We start from the raw sequence: 14,997 nt of genomic DNA on the forward strand, positions 1-14,997 counted from the left end.
TTGGGGAAGAAAGGCTCAAGGCGCGCCATCTGCGCGTCAGTTAGCCAGAAAAGATCAGACATGGTCACCGCTCGTTTTCGAGCCGTGAATCATACCGATAGCCGAAAATCAATGGGTCCTGACCCTAAGCATTATCAACGTATTCTTAAAATCTTGCAGCAAACCGACCGTATCATGAAGACGATCGAGATAAACTTATAGGAGGAATTTGGCTCCACGTCGCCACGTTTCGGCGGTCGGCGCAGAATGTCCGATGTGGGGCGAAAACATTGCGCGCCTCGGCGACGGTGGAGCGCAAGCAGCAATTGCAGCGAACGGCAGAAAGGTCCCGCATTGAGTGAGTTCATCGGCTTCGGAACCGCGCCGTCGCAGCGAACGGCAGAAACGGCGGGCTGCGCCGCAGCACAAAACCTCATCTGGCTGCGTGAAACGGCCGAGTTTGCAAAAGGACGCTTCCTGCGCTTCGGTGACCTTGGTGCGATGTGCAGCACCACACTGGCCGGTGGCCCTGGTCTGAATGACCGCTCTCGGGGAAACGCCAGATAGTCTTCGCGCTTGCAGGAGAGCCTCCGCCGCACCTTGCATGAATGTCGTGATTGGGCTGCTCAAGCCGATCTCGGATGGCCTGGGTATGACTTGCGCAGATCTCTCAGCGCTGCGCCGCCGTAAGGCGGCAGCGAGCCCAAAGGACTGTGCCCGGAAAGGCCGCGTTCACGCGTGCAGCGAGACTCGCTTCGATGCGAGGGGTCCCGGCCATTGGCTAAGCTGTCGACCGCTGCGGTGCAGCTTCACATGCATGAGCGTGACCGCAATCCGGGCGTTGGGAGTTGTATAGAGCAAAAAAGACTTTGCTGCACACAGACAGCTGCGAGTATCAGTCTTATATTTGATGCACACGGAGAACACTCAGGCATCAGATGGACCCAGTATCGCACTCCCGCGCAGCTCAAGTCGCGTATCAGGACTTGCTGCGCATGCATCTCGACGAGGTGGCCTCGGAGGTTGTGGGCAGTATCGAGGAGCGTCAGCGCAAAGGGCGAACCTACCTCTACGATCGGTTCCGGATCGGGACCGAGATGAAAAGCCGCTACCTCGGCGGGGATAGCCCCGAATTGCGCAATCGCTTGGCGCGCGCGGCTGATCTGAAGGCGGAAACGCAGGTGCGAAAGAAGCGCATGTCGCGTCTGGCGCGCGTTCTGAGAGCCGAAGGGATGATCGGTACCGACCGCGAGACAGGCTCGCTTCTTCTGGCCTTCGCGCGCGCAGGTGTGTTCCGCCTGGGCGGCACTTTGATCGGGACCGGAGCCTACGCGCTCTATTAGGGGGAGCTTGGCGTTCGCTTTGACTCTGACGAGCTTGCCCAGACGGATGACATCGGTTTCACGAGCTTTGAGCGGCTCTCAGTGGCTCTGGGCGGCCGCGTCGAGGAAGAGCCGGGGGATATTCTTCGGTCGATGAAATTCGAGGCTGCCCCTGGTTTTGTCGACCGGCGGGTATGGAGGTGGCATCAAAGCGGTGGCGGGCCATGGTCGAGTTCCTGACGCCGGCTTCCGGCGAGGAAGGCATCAAGCCGCTTCCGGCACTGGGCGTGAGCGCTCAGGCGCTAAACTACCTCAGTTTCCTGATTGCGGAGCCGATGCACGCGATTGCGCTATACCGCTCCGGCGTCCTTGTGCAGATCCCGCGCCCCGAGCGCTTCGCGATCCACAAACTGATCCTGGCAAGCAGGCGGCATGACGGCCCAGACGAAGCGAAGGCGCGCAAAGACCGGGCTCAAGCTGAGTTCCTCATCCGCATCCTCGCGAACGATTAGCCCGACGATCTCGCCGAGGCTTATGAGCACGCGCTGTCGCAGGGCCCCCGTTGGCGCGATCGGATCTCCTCAAGCCTTGGACGCATGCCGGCGACAAAGGATCTCCTCTGCGGGCTCTCGTGAGCTGGAGCGGATGGTGGTGCTCCGGGAGAGATTTCTTCGGTGCGGCCAGGGACTTCGCTTGGGATCGTGCCGAAGCGCTGCCTGGCGAAAATGGTCTCAGTTAAGGTGTCGGTGAACATCGACGGACCGGGGCTAAATTGTGCATGCAGCGAGGGGTGGCTTCCGCCCTTCCTCACTACGGCCTGTACGGGAACTGAAGGATGGTGTCACCGCAGCGAACGGCAGAAAAGTCCGGCGACCTGTGAATTCGGGTGATACATCTCGCTGCTGCATCCTTGAACGGCTGGTTTTAACGCCGCGCAGCGGAGCCGGAAATGATGCAGTCGCGGCGATTTTGCTGCTGCGAGCGCGCGCAGCGAAAAAAATCACAATGACCGGGTTGGGCTCACTGCCGGCTTTCGGCGGCGCAGCGCCGAGAGATCGGCACAAGCCGGTCCCAGGCCAACCGTGATCTTCCTGAGCCAGCCCAAACGCGACCCTTGTATCAAGCGCAGTGACTGCTTCGCCGCGAGTGTGACGCATTCGGGCCATTTTCAAGAAAGCAGCCATCTAGAAGCCGTTAGCCGATCGGATTATGCTGCGCTCCACACCAGTGGCACAGATGCGCAGACACCCGCCATTCCAAACATTCGCTGGGGACGGCTAAGCTCAAGCCCCCAGGCGCACAGCTGTTTTGACCCCTATTTCGTCAGCTGCCGGCGCTTGGCTGCGCGGATTTCGCGGGCCTGCCGCTCCTGGCCGGCGCGGAAGGATTCCTCGACGAAATCCATGTGGCGCCGCGCGGCGGCCTCGGCGCGGTCCGGGTCGCCGTCGATAATTGCCTGGGCAATCTCCACGTGCTGTTTCAGCAGTTCCGCACCGGTGCCATCAATCGTGCGCAGAAACTCACGGTTGTAGAACACCCCCTGCCGGGTCAGGTCATAGACAGAGGCCATCATATGAATCAGCGTGGTGTTCTGGCTGGCGTCGACAACAGCAGTGTGCAGGCGGAAGTCGGCCTCCTGGCTGGCGTCCTGGTCGTCCTGCTCCCAGGCGCGCTGCATGTCGGCGATAATCTCCGCCAGCCGCGCCTTGTCGGATTCCGTGGCCCGGGTTGCCGCCAGGCGGCTGGCAAATGCCTCCTGCTCGCGCCGGTATTCCAGGTAGTCGTAAAAGGCGCCGCCGTGGCGGGTGTAGAGCGACAGCAGCGCCGGGGACATCGCCCGGCCCGTAAGCGGCGCGATGAAGGTGCCCTCGCCGTGGCGCACGTTGACCAGCCCCCGGCTTTCCAGTGTCTGCAGCGCCTCGCGGAGCTTGGGCCGCGACACCCCCATCGCCTCCGCCAGTTCCCGCTCGGAGGGCAGTTTCCGGCCCTCCTTGAGGATGCCGTCGACAATCATCGTCTCGATTTGCTCGACCACGGCATCGGCGATTGATTCGTGCCCTACAGGGTCAAACGGGTGGATATCAGTCATGTCGTTCTCATAGAGGTAGGGAACAGCGCGGCAAAGAAGTCATCCTAAAAGTTTACCACTGTCCCCCAAAACTTCAACCCTCGGTACCCAGAAATACGGATGGCAGTACCCCATACAGCCTAATGAAAAATAACAAGTCTTTCTAACGGACCACTCTTTCCCGGGCGGGAATGACGCACCTCGGCCAGGCGAACCTCTGAGGTCGCGCCCGCCAGTGGTAAATAAAGTTGTTGACCAAAATGTGAGGTAAATAATATTTACCAATAATGCCGTGCCAGCGGCAGGAACTTCGGCCGGAGGAGCGGCCGGACTGAACTCGGAGGAAAATCCATGAAAACGACCCTGACCTCGCTCGCCTTTGCCGCATCCCTGCTGGCGGCCCCTGCCGCACAGGCCGCGGACAAGCTGCTGCTGAAAACCCCCGTTGCCTTCTCGACCGCGCTGCCAGGCCTCGGCTCGCCGATCCCGCGGGTGGCCGAGCAGCTGGACCTGATGTCCGGCGGCAACCTCAAGATGAAGGTCTACGAGCCCGGCAAGCTGGTGTCGGCGTTTGAGATCCTCGACGCGGTGTCCTCCGGAAAGATCAACTCCGGCTACACCACCGCCGGCTACTGGGCGGGCAAGATCCCGGCCGCACCGCTGTTCTCCGCCGTGCCCTTTGGCCCGGAAGCTGGCGAATACATGGCCTGGCTCTACTACGGCAACGGCATGACCCTGTATCAGGAGATGTACGACCAGGCTGGCTATAACGTGAAGGTTCTGCCCTGTGCGGTGATCGCGCCGGAAACTTCCGGCTGGTTCGCCAAGGAAATCAACAGCGCCGAGGATCTGGACGGCCTGAAGATGCGCTTCTTCGGCCTGGGCGGCAAGGTGATGCAGAAGCTGGGCGTTGCGACCTCACTGCTGCCGGGCGGCGAAATTTTCCCTGCACTGGAGAAAGGCGCCATTGACGCCACCGAATTTTCCATGCCCGCCATCGACGCCCGTCTCGGCTTCCACAAGCTGGTGAAATACAACTACTTCCCCGGCTGGCACCAGCAGGCCACCGTGTTTGAACTGCTGGTCAACAAGGGCGTTTGGAACGAAGCGAGCGCACAGCACAAGGCGATCATCGAGAACGCTTGCAAGGCCTCGATGGCCGACAGCTTTGCCGAGGGCGAGGCGATCCAGCACGAAGCGCTGATCGACAATGTTGAAAACAACGGCGTGCAGATCAAACAGTGGGATGCCGCGATGCTGGAGCTGTTCCGTGCCACCTGGGACGAGGTTGCCGCGGAAGAGGCCACCAACGACCAGTTCTTTGGCCGGGTGCTGCTGGACATGCAGACCTTCCGTGAAGGTTACGCGGTCTGGAAGGAAAACGCATTCCTCCCGCGCAAGTAACCCGCTTGCGCACCTTGGGGCGGCAGTATTTCCGCCGCCCCGCTTTCCCTGATTTTCGTCATTTCCCTGACTGACACGGACGCTTTCACGTCCGCGCACGCCACGTTCCGGAGGAGGAAACCATGGCTGAGAATCTGCACCTGCAGGACGACCCGATCGAACGCTACGAAGAGATCCTTGAGCATGGCGATGAGGACCAGCAGCGGCTGGCGGTGTGGATCGACAATGCGGTCAAGGGGACCGGCAACCTGGTGATGTGGGCCAACCTGCTGCTGGTGCTGGCCATCGTGTCGCAAGTGGCTCTGCGCTATCTCCTGAACCAGAACTATCCCAAGCTGGACGAGATCCAGTGGCATTTCTACGGTCTGGTGACGATGATCGGCATTTCCTATGCGCTGGTCACCGACAGCCATGTGCGGGTGGATGTGCTGCACATGCAGCTGAGCCGCCGCGCCCGGCGGATCATCGAGGTGATCGGCATCTTGGCGCTGCTGGTCCCGTTCATCTATCTGATGATCGACCAGGGCTTCGACTATTTCTCTGAAAGCTGGCGGGTGAACGAACGCTCCGACAGCCCCACCGGCCTGTCTGCCCGTTGGGCGCTGAAGGCGGTGATCCCGCTGAGCTTCCTGCTGCTGGCAGGGGCGGCGGTGGCGCGGCTCATCCATGACGGCCACGCGCTGCTGGCGGGCCCGGCAGAGGAGCGCTCTGGCAAGAGCCTGCGGCTGGTGATCTGGGCGCTGCTCGGCTTTGCAGTTGTGGCGACGGCGCTGACCTTCCTGGTCGAAACCACCGAGGAAAAGCTCGTCATCGCCATGTTCCTCACCTTCATTGCGCTTCTGTTCACCGGTTTCCCGGTGGCCTGGACGCTGGCCGGGGTGGGCGTGGCCTACTGCGGGCTGGCTTATCTGTTCGACAACGGTATGATGAACTGGACCGGGCTGGAGGAAACCCTGACCGGCCTGGATTACCTGACGCTGGGCGCGGTGGTGAACCGGGTCTATGCCACCATGTCGAACGCCGTTCTGGTGGCGCTGCCGATGTTCATCTTCATGGGGCTGATGCTGGATGAGTCCGGCGTCGCCGGGCGGCTGATGACCGCGATGCAGCGCCTGTTCGGCACCGTGCGCGGCGGGCTGGCGATCACTGTCACCATGATCGGTATCATCTTGGCGGCCTCCACCGGCATCATCGGGGCCTCCGTGGTGCTGCTGGGCGTCTTGTCGCTGCCGTCGATGATGGAGCAGAAGTATTCGCCTGCGCTGGCGGCAGGCGTGGTGTCGGCCTCCGGCACGCTGGGGATCCTGATCCCGCCCTCGATCATGCTTGTAATCATGGCGGACCAGATGGCGCTGAGCGTCGGCGACCTGTTCATGGCGGCGGTGTTCCCCGGCGTGATCATCGGAGCGCTGTACCTCACCTATATCTTCGTGATTGCGCTGATCAAACGCGACGTGGCCCCGGTGCCTGCGGGGGCCAAACGTCCCGACTGGGCGGCGGTCAAGGACGTGCTGATTGCGGTGCTGCCGACGCTGGGGCTGATTCTGGCCGTGTTAGGCTCCATCTTCGCGGGCCTCACCACACCGACCGAGGCCTCCGGCGTCGGCGCTCTGGGCGCGACCCTGCTGGCGCTTGGCTACCGCAAGCTGACGCTGGCGAAGCTGGTGAATGTGCTCAAGGCCACCTTCAACACCACCGCCTATATCTTTGCGATCTTCCTCGGCGCCACGGTGTTCTCCTACGTGCTTCGGGAACTGGGCGGTGACGCGCTGATCGAGGAGATGATCCAGGGCACCGGCTTCGGTCCCGAGGGCACCGTCTTCATGATCCTGTTCATCGTGTTCCTCTTGGGCTTCGTGCTGGACTGGATCGAGATCACCCTGATCGTGCTGCCGCTGATGCGCCCGATCGTGAACGGCCTTGGCCTCGACATTCCCGGCTTCGGCGCCATCGATGAGCCGGCCCTGGTTTGGTTCGTGATCCTGGTGGCGGTGACGCTGCAAACCTCCTTCTTGACGCCGCCGGTTGGCTTTGCGCTATTCTACCTCAAGGGCGTCTGCCCGCCGGAGATCCGTTTGGGCCATATCTACAAGGGCATCATTCCCTTCGTGCTGCTGCAGCTGACCGGCCTGATGTTCGTCTACCTGTGGCCGGCACTGGCGACCTGGCTGCCATCTGTGGCTTACTGAGCAGGGGAGGGCAGGTGTCATGAGCGATGCTGAGCTGGTCCGGACGCTGAAATCCATCTGCGGGCGCCGCCATGTGCTGACTAGTGCCCGCGCCACCCGGCGGTTCCGCAAGGGGTTCCGCTCCGGCGAGGGGGAGGCGCTGGCGGTGGTCCAGCCAGCAACCCTGCTTGCGCAGTGGAAAGTGCTGCAGGCCCGTGATGCGGCTGACAAGATCGTCATCATGCAGGCGGCCAACACCGGGCTGACCGAGGGCTCCACCCCGAAGGGGAGCTACGACCGCGATGTGGTGCTGATCAACACCCGGCGGATGGACCAGCTGCAGCTGCTCGAAGGCAGCAAGCAGGTGGTGAGCTTCCCCGGCAGCACGTTGTTTGCGCTGGAAAAGCTGCTGGCGCCGCTGGGCCGTCAGCCGCATTCGGTGATCGGCTCCTCCTGCATCGGTGCCTCGGTGGTGGGTGGTGTCTGCAACAACTCCGGCGGGTCGCTGGTGGAGCGGGGGCCGTCCTATACCGAACTGTCGCTGTTTGCCCGCATCACCGCCGAGGGGCAACTGGAGCTGGTCAATCACCTGGGCATCAGCCTGGGCGCCAGCCCAGAGGAGATCCTCACCCGGCTGCAGAACGGCGATTACCGCCGGGAGGATATCGAGACCGGCAACCGGAAAGCCTCTGACACCTCTTATGCCCGCCGGGTCCGCGACATCGACGCGCCGACCCCGGCGCGGTTCAACGCCGAAAAGTCGCGGCTTTATGAGGCGGCAGGCTGCGCTGGCAAACTGGCGGTATTCGCGGTGCGGCTGGACACCTATCCCAAGAACGATGAAGAACTGACTTTCTACATAGGGAGCCAAACCACGGCAGCGCTGACTGCCCTGCGCCGCCGCATCCTGGCGGAGTTTGCCACCCTGCCAGTCAGCGCGGAATACATGCACCAGGATGTCTTCGACCTGTCGGACCGCTACGGTAAAGACACGATGGTGATGATTGACAAGCTGGGTACTGACCGGCTGCCGTTGTTCTTTGCCTTGAAGGGCGCGGTGGATGCGCGGCTGGAGCGCATTCCGGGCTTGGGCAATCTGACCGACCGCGTATTGCAGGCGCTGTCGCGGCTGTGGCCAGACATCCTGCCGCAGCGGATGCGGGCGTTCCGCCGCTCCCACCCGCACCACCTGATCCTCAAGATGCGCGACGGCGGCATCGCCGAGGCCCGCGCCCTTCTGGAAGAGATGACCAATGACGATGCGCTAATTTTCTTCGAATGCACCCCACGCGAGGCCAAAATGGCTGGTCTGCACCGCTTTGCCGCGGCTGGCGCTGCGGTGCGCTACATGGCGGTCCACCGCTCGGATGTAGAAGACATCATCGCGCTGGACGTCGCTCTTCGCCGTAACGATCAGGACTGGTTCGAGGGGCTGCCGCCGGAAATCTCCGATCAGCTCTTGAACCGGCTCTATTACGGCCACTTTATGTGCCACGTACTGCATCAGGACTACATCGTGAAAAAGGGCGCGGACCCGAAGGAACTGAAGGAGGCCATGCTAGTTCTGCTTGACGAGCGCGGTGCCGAATACCCTGCGGAACACAACGTCGGACATCTGTATCCAGCAAAACAGGACCTCGCAGCCTTCTACAAATTGGTAGACCCCACAAACAGCATGAACCCGGGCATCGGCAAAATGTCCCGCAAAAAACACTACGCCTGAAGTTCGGACCTTTGTGTACTCGGGTCCTGTTGCTCTGCTGACATGACGAAAGGGGCGGCTGCGGCGTTAGGCCGTGTTGACAAAAGAGATTCACAGGCAGCGCTGAACGTGATTCAAGCTGGTATCTGCGATGGAGACCAGGTTGGCACGAAACCTTATGTCGGACGAAGAATGGGCGTTCTTTGAGCGTTTCATCCTTTCTGCCCGCGCCCCGAACGGACGTAAACCCGCCAATCACCGGCTGTTCTTGATGGGATATTCTGGATTGCCCGGACCGGCGCGCCATGGCGCGATCTGCCGGAAGAGTTTGGCAAGTGGGCGAGCGTCTACCGCCAGTTCCGGCGCTGGACGCTGGCGGGGCTCTGGGAGGAGATCATGGAGGCCCTGAACGAAAGCGGGGCCGTGCCAGACGCCCTGCAAATGATCGACAGCACCGTGATCCGGGCCCATCATCAGGCAGCGGGTGCTAAAGGGGGACTCCGCGACAGGGTTTCGGGCGCTCAAGAGGTGGCTTCACGACCAAGATCCACCTCCTCGTCAACGCGCATGGTCTGCCCATGAGGACAGAGATCACGCCGGGCCAGACATCCGACTATCTCGGTTTCGATCTGGTCATGGCCGACAACCTGCCCAGTCCCAGCGTGTTACTGGCGGATCGTGGCTATGATGGCGACAGCATCAGGGCGTACCTGAATGCGCGCAACGTCCTGCCCGTTATCCCAATGCGAAAATCCCGTAAGAAGCGTATCGGTGTCGACCGCTCGCTTTACCGCCTGCGCAACCTGGTCGAGCGCTGCTTCAACAAACTAAAGAACGCCCGCCGCGTGGCAACTCGCTATGACAAAACCATGGAAAGCTTCCTGTGCTTCATCGACATTACATCCATCCGGCTTTGGCTCAGACATTTGTCAACATGACCTAATCGGGGTTCTCGAAGCGCCGGAATTCAATTGAGTTCTCCATGGTGGCGCCATTTTCAGTTCACTTGTGCAGGATGTCCTTCTCCAGGGAGCGGAGGATTTCCCGGACCGTTTTGCAGGATGTACTATCGTAGTTGAGAGCGCTCATCGTCTTCAGAATGTCATCGGACGCTGCCTCATATTCAGCAGCGTTGATGTTCATCCCGCGATGTGCCTCTGCCATACTGCGACCGCGATAGTTGTCGGGACCGCCAGCTCCAGCGGCGAAGAAATCGCAGGTGTGCTGTTTGACTTCTTCGACATATTCGGGGCGGTCTTCGTATGGCACAAAGCGTTCCCTGATAACTGGGTTGCACAAGTGCGCCGCGATGGCTCCGTCGACGATCCGCCGAATTCCGGCGGCCCCCCCAAGCCTCTCGAATAGGGTGACAGTAATAAATTCTCGGCCCACTGACATAGACATGTTCGCCTCCTTTCACAATGTAGCTGCATTCCCGTTCAGGTGGCTTCAGATTGAACGGCTTTCATGTGGCATTCGTCAGAGGTTTTCCTCCAACTGCGCATCCCCCGCTTGCGAACTCACTGACCCTGACCCAAGTGAAGCCGCGCATGGCCTCGCCTTCCACGGCGACGACTGCCTCGGTCACGCCTTCGATCAATCGCTGTTTCTGGCTTCGGCGGAAAACGCCCTCGATGAGTTGGATGTCTACAAGTGGCATGGCTGTTCTCCTTGGCTCCACCGGTCCGCTCAATCTACGCGGCTAATCCGGTCTGGGCACAGCCTGCGCCGGAGGCCAATCGAAATCCAGTTCAGGAACTGAACCTATGTGGTATAGTATTTGAAGCAGTCGTGAGCGCGGAGCAGCATGCGAAGGCGAGGAGGCCTCGATGACAAATGCAAGTTACAAACAGTTCTGTCCCGTTGCGATGGCAGCCGAGGTACTCTGCACTCGCTGGACTATGGTGTTGCTGCGGGAGTTGATCGCCGGATCGACCAGGTTCAACGAATTGCGCCGGGGTCTGCCGCGGATGTCTCCGGCTCTCTTATCGAAACGCCTGCGAGAGCTGGAAGAGTCCGGGGTTGTGAAGCGTGAGCGTATCGCGGGATCTTCCGAGGCATACGCTTACCGCCTTACGGACGCCGGGCGGGACATCCAGCCTGTGGTAGAGGCCATCGGCATTTGGGGCCAGAAGTGGGTTGAGACAGAGCCCTCATTGAACAATCTCGACGTAGAGTTGCTGATGTGGGATATGCGGCGAAATCTGAATACTGATCCTGTTCCGCCCAAACGGACGGTGATTGAATTCGTCTACTCCGATCTGCCGCAATCGCAACGCAGGTGGTGGCTGATCGTCGAGAAGGACCGAGCAGTAGATTTATGCCATGTCGATCCGGGTCTGGATGTCGACCTGTATGCGACGGTTAGCCTGCGTACAATGACTGAAATTTGGATGGGCCTGCGGACTGTGCAGAACGCAGTAGATCAGAATACTCTGTTGCTGGTTGGCCCTTCGGGCCTGATTGACAATATGCAATCTTGGCTTGGTTTAAGTCCCTTTGCCGTCCAGAAGAAGCTGATTAATTGATCTGGTTTGTCGATATGCCTCTCCGGTGATCAGCGTAGGGACAATCCTGAATCTTGTGCCCTGGCGTGGCAGCTCAATTTTGAGGAGACCCGCGCATGGCGCTGCCTTCTTCCTGGATTTGTGCTAAGGTGTTTTCGAAAAAAGGAGGAGGCAATAAATGCCGATTTTCCTGGACCGCCACGATATGGTCGAACAAACCGCGGAAGAAACCGCCGCGCTGCATATCGAAGACCTGAAGATACAAGACAGCTATGGCGTCAAGTTCCTGACCTACTGGTACGATGCGGACCGCCGGACAACGTTTTGCCTGGTTGATGCGCCGGACAAGGCGACAGCCGACAGGGTTCACGCCGAAGCGCATGGGCATGTAGCCAATGAGATGATCGAAGTTGAGCTTTCCGCCGTCGAAGCCTTTCTGGGACGGATTCAGGACCCGCCCAACGCCAAGACAGCGGCGATCGACGAGTCCGCCTTCCGCGCCATCATGTTCACGGATATTGTCGGGTCAACTGAGATGACCTCCCGTCTGGGGGATGAAATGGCGGTGGAACTGCTGCGGACCCACGATTCCATGATCCGGCGGTGCCTGGAGCAATTTGGTGGCACCGAAGTGAAGCATCTCGGGGATGGCGTCATGACCTCCTTCAAGGACGTTGCTGCCTCGGTAACCTGCGCTATCAAGATTCAGGAGGAGTTCGCCGCCTTCAACCGCATCAGCAAATTCCCAATCCAGGTCAGGATCGGCGTTCACGCCGGCGAACCGGTCGAGGAAAAGAATGATCTGTTCGGCTCGGCGGTGCAATTGGCAGCGCGCATCTGCGCGGTTGCGCAAGCGGATGCGGTTCTGGTCTCGCAGGAGGTCATGGATGAATGCAGCGATGGGAAACTGGCATTCGAACCCAACGGATCTGCCGAACTCAAGGGGATTTCGCAGCCGGTTTCCCTCTTCTCTCCGCGCGAGTGACGGCAGCCCGGGTTGAAGGACCGCGGTATTCAGGCCAAAAACCCGTTCCAGACGGCGATCATCACGCCCCAGCCCACAAGCGTCAGGCCCAGCGGCGCGCATATTTTCCGCCCCCAGACGAAATTCTTTTCAACCGCCATCAGCGCCCCAAGCAGCAGCATCCAGCCGACATTCGCGGTTCCGACCACGAACATCAACAGCATCAACGCTCAGCAGCACCCGACGCAGAACAGCCCGTGACGCCATCCCAGCCGCATCGCGTTGCGGTACTCGGCCCTCCCTTGCCAGTGTTCCAAGACAAAGCCGAGCGGCATCCTGCATTTGTCCAGACATTGCCTTTTCAGATCCGAGAACTGAAACAACCCAGCCGGAGTGAAAGCAACCGCGCCAATGAGCCAGCCGTTGAAAACCAGCCAACCCACCTGCTGCACCCCCGCGGCCAGGGCAATATCTGCAAGATGTGCAAGGATGGCAAAACCCATCCAGGCCGCGAGATAGCCGCAGACAACCAGCGCGACCAGAGCGGCGCTGTCGCGGCGGCGCCGGGTCAACCGGGAAAAGGCAAACAGGACCGGCAGCGTCGTGGGTAGCATCATCGCGGCCAGCATCAGTATCCAGCCGAACGCATACAGCGCCGCCGGAACCAGCGAAGCACCCAACGGCAGGGCCGCGCAGATCGACCCCACTACGCCAATCTGTGTCCAGTCGCCGTGATCCAGATATCTGCCATAGGGGCTGGACGCCCAGATCCAAAGCAGAATCCAGGCAAAGGCCGTCAGCAGCAGCCCAAGCGTATAGAATGCCTTTCGGTGAAGGGACGTGTCCATGTCACATTCGCCTGATCAGGCGTGTTCAAACCGGAACGCCCCTTGGATCGCGTTGTGCTTCTTGAGGTCAACATCGACACCGACGCCCTCATCCTTCATCTGGAAGTATTCGGCTTTGGAGACATAGGCCGGCGAGCCCGGGATCGTGGTGAAGATGCTTTCGTTAAGCTTGGTGACTTCCCCGGTCGGCCCGCGATAGGGCTCCATCTCGGCTTCCAGCATACCGCCCACTTTGAGGATGCCGCGCCCTTTGTTGAGCTCGAAGGTGATGCTTGCGCTTTTGGCCTGCAGTTCTTTTGCCACCAGCCCGGCGAGATCGCCCAATGGCCCCCCCCCTTTTTTGCCCTGCAGCAAATCAATGGCGGCGTCCCGCTGTTCATTCGTGGCGCCTGAGTCGACATAGAGCTGCCGGGTCCAATTGCCTTTCAGAACATTGTCCGGGATCAGCAGTGTTGAGGCGATAACGCCCCCGGACATGTCCACGCCATCGACCTCACCGGAATTGATGCGATAGGCAATGGTTCCGTTGCATTGCCCACCATCGGGGTCTTCTCCGATCCAGCATGGGCACAGCACGGTGCAGCTGCATACTTCCAGAAGATCACCTACGATTGCGTAAGTCATTTCGGTCCCCTTGTTTCAGTCCGCCTCGATATGCTTTCAAGAATTCTGGCAGCAATCGTTGCGTCGACGGCTGAACCGCCCAAAAGGAGTGCCTACGTTTCGCCATTTTAACACAATCCGGGTTTTGGAAGTAGTGGCTGGTCCTTGTTGAAAAACAGACCTGATATCTGTTGGCCGGATGTCAGCACCTTTTCTGGGTCTGACCGCGGTGCGAGGGTGCGACAATAACTGCGTCAGGCGCCAGCATGGTGAAAGACTGGATTCCCCGCATGGCCAGCTTTGGTGCTATCATCGAAAGCCCGCTACGTCCGGCTCCTTGTGAATTGACCGTTTCAACCTCGCTGCGCGCTGCATCAATGGCCGGTTTCATCGCCGCGTAACAGCGCCAGATTTCGAGCGCATACAGCATTTCTTCCGCTGCGAGCGCGCGCAGCGAAAAATCCCAATGACCGGGTTGGGCTCGCCGCGAACGTAAGAGGGCACCTAGGTGTTTGATCCCAGGGTTTGATGGTGCGATCCATTCGATGGAATGGAAGGATGCTTTATGGGACAGATACGTCACGGCTGCGCCACGACAACGCACGCCATCCGAGCAACAATACAGCGATCGCAAGCTTCGAACGCGGAGCTGAGCCGCGAGCTTGGCATCAACGTCAAGACCGTAGCCAAGTGGCGAAAGCGTCAAACGGTCGAGGACAGAAAGACAGGCCCAAAGGAGCCGAACTCGACGGTTCTAAGCAAAGATGAAGAGGCAATGATCGTTGCCTTCCGGCGGCATACTTTGCTGCCGCTTGATGATTGCCTCTATGCTTTGCAGCCCTCTATTCCTCATCTGACACGATCTTCGTTGCACCGCTGCTTGCAGCGGCACGGCATTTCACGCCTGCCGGACATGGATGGGGACAAGCCGAAACGGCAGAAGTTCAAGCGGTATCCAATCGGCTATTTTCATATCGACATCGCCGAACTCCGGACTGCCGAAGGCAAGCTCTTTCTCTTCGTAGCCATTGACCGGACCAGCAAGTTCGCCGTGGCCCAACTGGTAGACAAGGCAAACAGGAAAACCGCCTGGGAGTTTCTGGAGCACCTGCTTGAAGCGGTGCCCTACCGTATCCACACAATCTTGACTGACAACGGTATCCAGTTTGCCGAACAACCCCGGAACCGGAACACCATCTATTTCCGACCAATGCGGTTCGACATGATTTGCGAGGCCAACGGGATTGAGCACCGTCTCACCAAGCCGAACCATCCTTGGACCAACGGCCAGGTCGAGCGCATGAACCGCACGATGGCCGCCCTGAGGCCGCTGTGCGCGTCGCTGATCACCAGCTTGGTGCCGTCCAGCCCTCGGGCTTTCAAGCCGCGCAAGAAGTCCGCCCAGAAAGTCTCGGCTTCAGACGGACCAAGC

13 protein-coding genes and 4 pseudogenes are annotated in these 14,997 nt (G+C 60.1%); 11 read left to right on the plus strand and 6 right to left on the minus strand.

Translation table 11 applies throughout. The features are described from left to right. The 4 genes and pseudogenes from ACOHX0_RS20770 to ACOHX0_RS20785 form a co-directional block, all read left to right on the plus strand. Positions 1 to 201 (plus strand): hypothetical protein (locus ACOHX0_RS20770; protein WP_420679151.1); only part of this gene is annotated, 201 nt, incomplete at its 5' end. A gap of 132 nt (positions 202 to 333) precedes the next feature. Beyond that, positions 334 to 546 (plus strand): hypothetical protein, encoded by a 213-nt coding sequence (locus ACOHX0_RS20775; protein ID WP_420679152.1) that lies wholly within the window; start codon positions 334 to 336, stop codon positions 544 to 546. A 428-nt stretch (positions 547 to 974) separates the two neighbouring features. After that, positions 975 to 1,322 (plus strand): DUF6788 family protein, encoded by a 348-nt coding sequence (locus tag ACOHX0_RS20780; protein WP_420679153.1) that lies wholly within the window; start codon positions 975 to 977, stop codon positions 1,320 to 1,322. A gap of 51 nt (positions 1,323 to 1,373) precedes the next feature. Continuing rightward, a pseudogene (locus ACOHX0_RS20785) lies at positions 1,374 to 1,813 on the plus strand (GSU2403 family nucleotidyltransferase fold protein). Between the two features lie 803 nt (positions 1,814 to 2,616). On the opposite strand, the gene ACOHX0_RS20790 reads toward ACOHX0_RS20785, so the two are convergent. Beyond that, positions 2,617 to 3,390, minus strand: coding sequence for a FadR/GntR family transcriptional regulator (locus ACOHX0_RS20790; RefSeq protein ID WP_420679154.1), 774 nt, complete (start codon positions 3,388 to 3,390; stop codon positions 2,617 to 2,619). 330 nt (positions 3,391 to 3,720) lie between these two features. Here ACOHX0_RS20790 and ACOHX0_RS20795 point away from each other — a divergent pair, with 330 nt between their 5' ends. The 4 genes and pseudogenes from ACOHX0_RS20795 to ACOHX0_RS20810 all read left to right on the plus strand — a co-directional run bounded on the left by ACOHX0_RS20795 (position 3,721) and on the right by ACOHX0_RS20810 (position 9,581). Continuing rightward, positions 3,721 to 4,773: a TRAP transporter substrate-binding protein gene (locus tag ACOHX0_RS20795; RefSeq protein ID WP_420679156.1), complete on the plus strand. Its 1,053-nt coding sequence runs from the start codon at positions 3,721 to 3,723 to the stop codon at positions 4,771 to 4,773. Between the two features lie 122 nt (positions 4,774 to 4,895). After that, entirely contained in the window at positions 4,896 to 6,962 is a 2,067-nt protein-coding gene (locus ACOHX0_RS20800) for a TRAP transporter large permease subunit (RefSeq protein ID WP_420679157.1), read from the plus strand. Between the two features lie 19 nt (positions 6,963 to 6,981). Continuing rightward, the gene (gene dld, locus ACOHX0_RS20805; protein WP_420679158.1) at positions 6,982 to 8,664 is read left to right on the plus strand and encodes a D-lactate dehydrogenase; all 1,683 of its coding nucleotides are present in this window, start codon (positions 6,982 to 6,984) and stop codon (positions 8,662 to 8,664) included. A gap of 130 nt (positions 8,665 to 8,794) precedes the next feature. Further along, positions 8,795 to 9,581 (plus strand): annotated as a pseudogene (locus ACOHX0_RS20810) (IS5 family transposase). A gap of 64 nt (positions 9,582 to 9,645) precedes the next feature. Here the strand turns inward: ACOHX0_RS20810 and ACOHX0_RS20815 are convergent. Both ACOHX0_RS20815 and ACOHX0_RS20820 read right to left on the minus strand, forming a co-directional pair. Next, positions 9,646 to 10,047, minus strand: coding sequence for a group I truncated hemoglobin (locus ACOHX0_RS20815; RefSeq protein ID WP_420679160.1), 402 nt, complete (start codon positions 10,045 to 10,047; stop codon positions 9,646 to 9,648). A gap of 61 nt (positions 10,048 to 10,108) precedes the next feature. Continuing rightward, the gene (locus tag ACOHX0_RS20820) at positions 10,109 to 10,303 is read right to left on the minus strand and encodes a tautomerase family protein (protein WP_420679161.1); all 195 of its coding nucleotides are present in this window, start codon (positions 10,301 to 10,303) and stop codon (positions 10,109 to 10,111) included. A 169-nt stretch (positions 10,304 to 10,472) separates the two neighbouring features. On the opposite strand from ACOHX0_RS20820, the gene ACOHX0_RS20825 reads away from it, so the two are divergent. After that, positions 10,473 to 11,171 (plus strand): winged helix-turn-helix transcriptional regulator, encoded by a 699-nt coding sequence (locus tag ACOHX0_RS20825; RefSeq protein ID WP_420679162.1) that lies wholly within the window; start codon positions 10,473 to 10,475, stop codon positions 11,169 to 11,171. Positions 11,172 to 11,328: 157 nt separating this feature from the next. Then, on the plus strand, positions 11,329 to 12,135 hold the full coding sequence (locus ACOHX0_RS20830; RefSeq protein ID WP_420679163.1) for a nickel-binding protein: 807 nt from the start codon (positions 11,329 to 11,331) through the stop codon (positions 12,133 to 12,135). Between the two features lie 29 nt (positions 12,136 to 12,164). Here the strand turns inward: ACOHX0_RS20830 and ACOHX0_RS20835 are convergent. From ACOHX0_RS20835 to ACOHX0_RS20845, 3 genes and pseudogenes are all read right to left on the minus strand, one after another. Continuing rightward, a pseudogene (locus ACOHX0_RS20835) lies at positions 12,165 to 12,962 on the minus strand (DUF2182 domain-containing protein). Positions 12,963 to 12,977: 15 nt separating this feature from the next. Continuing rightward, positions 12,978 to 13,586, minus strand: a complete 609-nt coding sequence (locus tag ACOHX0_RS20840) for a DUF1326 domain-containing protein (protein WP_420679164.1) — start codon at positions 13,584 to 13,586, stop codon at positions 12,978 to 12,980. Positions 13,587 to 13,767: 181 nt separating this feature from the next. Then, positions 13,768 to 14,148: a hypothetical protein gene (locus ACOHX0_RS20845; RefSeq protein WP_420679165.1), complete on the minus strand. Its 381-nt coding sequence runs from the start codon at positions 14,146 to 14,148 to the stop codon at positions 13,768 to 13,770. Here ACOHX0_RS20845 and ACOHX0_RS20850 point away from each other — a divergent pair. Beyond that, positions 14,131 to 14,880, plus strand: a pseudogene (locus ACOHX0_RS20850) (IS481 family transposase); the annotation flags it as partial. The gene ACOHX0_RS20845 and the pseudogene ACOHX0_RS20850 sit on opposite strands and share 18 nt — an antisense overlap. Positions 14,881 to 14,997 lie beyond the last annotated feature (117 nt).

The sequence above is a fragment of the Cribrihabitans pelagius genome (assembly GCF_048820915.1).
GTDB lineage: Bacteria > Pseudomonadota > Alphaproteobacteria > Rhodobacterales > Rhodobacteraceae > Cribrihabitans_A > Cribrihabitans_A pelagius.

Excerpts from the sequence above, each read along its gene's own strand:
- ACOHX0_RS20800 (WP_420679157.1), top strand. The coding sequence starts at position 4,896 with ATGGCTGAGAATCTGCACCTGCAGGACGACCCGATCGAACGCTACGAA.
- ACOHX0_RS20830 (WP_420679163.1), top strand. The coding sequence starts at position 11,329 with ATGCCGATTTTCCTGGACCGCCACGATATGGTCGAACAAACCGCGGAA.
- ACOHX0_RS20795 (WP_420679156.1), top strand. The coding sequence starts at position 3,721 with ATGAAAACGACCCTGACCTCGCTCGCCTTTGCCGCATCCCTGCTGGCG.
- ACOHX0_RS20815 (WP_420679160.1), bottom strand. The coding sequence starts at position 10,047 with ATGTCTATGTCAGTGGGCCGAGAATTTATTACTGTCACCCTATTCGAG.
- dld (WP_420679158.1), top strand. The coding sequence starts at position 6,982 with ATGAGCGATGCTGAGCTGGTCCGGACGCTGAAATCCATCTGCGGGCGC.
- ACOHX0_RS20820 (WP_420679161.1), bottom strand. The coding sequence starts at position 10,303 with ATGCCACTTGTAGACATCCAACTCATCGAGGGCGTTTTCCGCCGAAGC.
- ACOHX0_RS20840 (WP_420679164.1), bottom strand. The coding sequence starts at position 13,586 with ATGACTTACGCAATCGTAGGTGATCTTCTGGAAGTATGCAGCTGCACC.
- ACOHX0_RS20790 (WP_420679154.1), bottom strand. The coding sequence starts at position 3,390 with ATGACTGATATCCACCCGTTTGACCCTGTAGGGCACGAATCAATCGCC.
- ACOHX0_RS20825 (WP_420679162.1), top strand. The coding sequence starts at position 10,473 with ATGACAAATGCAAGTTACAAACAGTTCTGTCCCGTTGCGATGGCAGCC.
- ACOHX0_RS20780 (WP_420679153.1), top strand. The coding sequence starts at position 975 with ATGCATCTCGACGAGGTGGCCTCGGAGGTTGTGGGCAGTATCGAGGAG.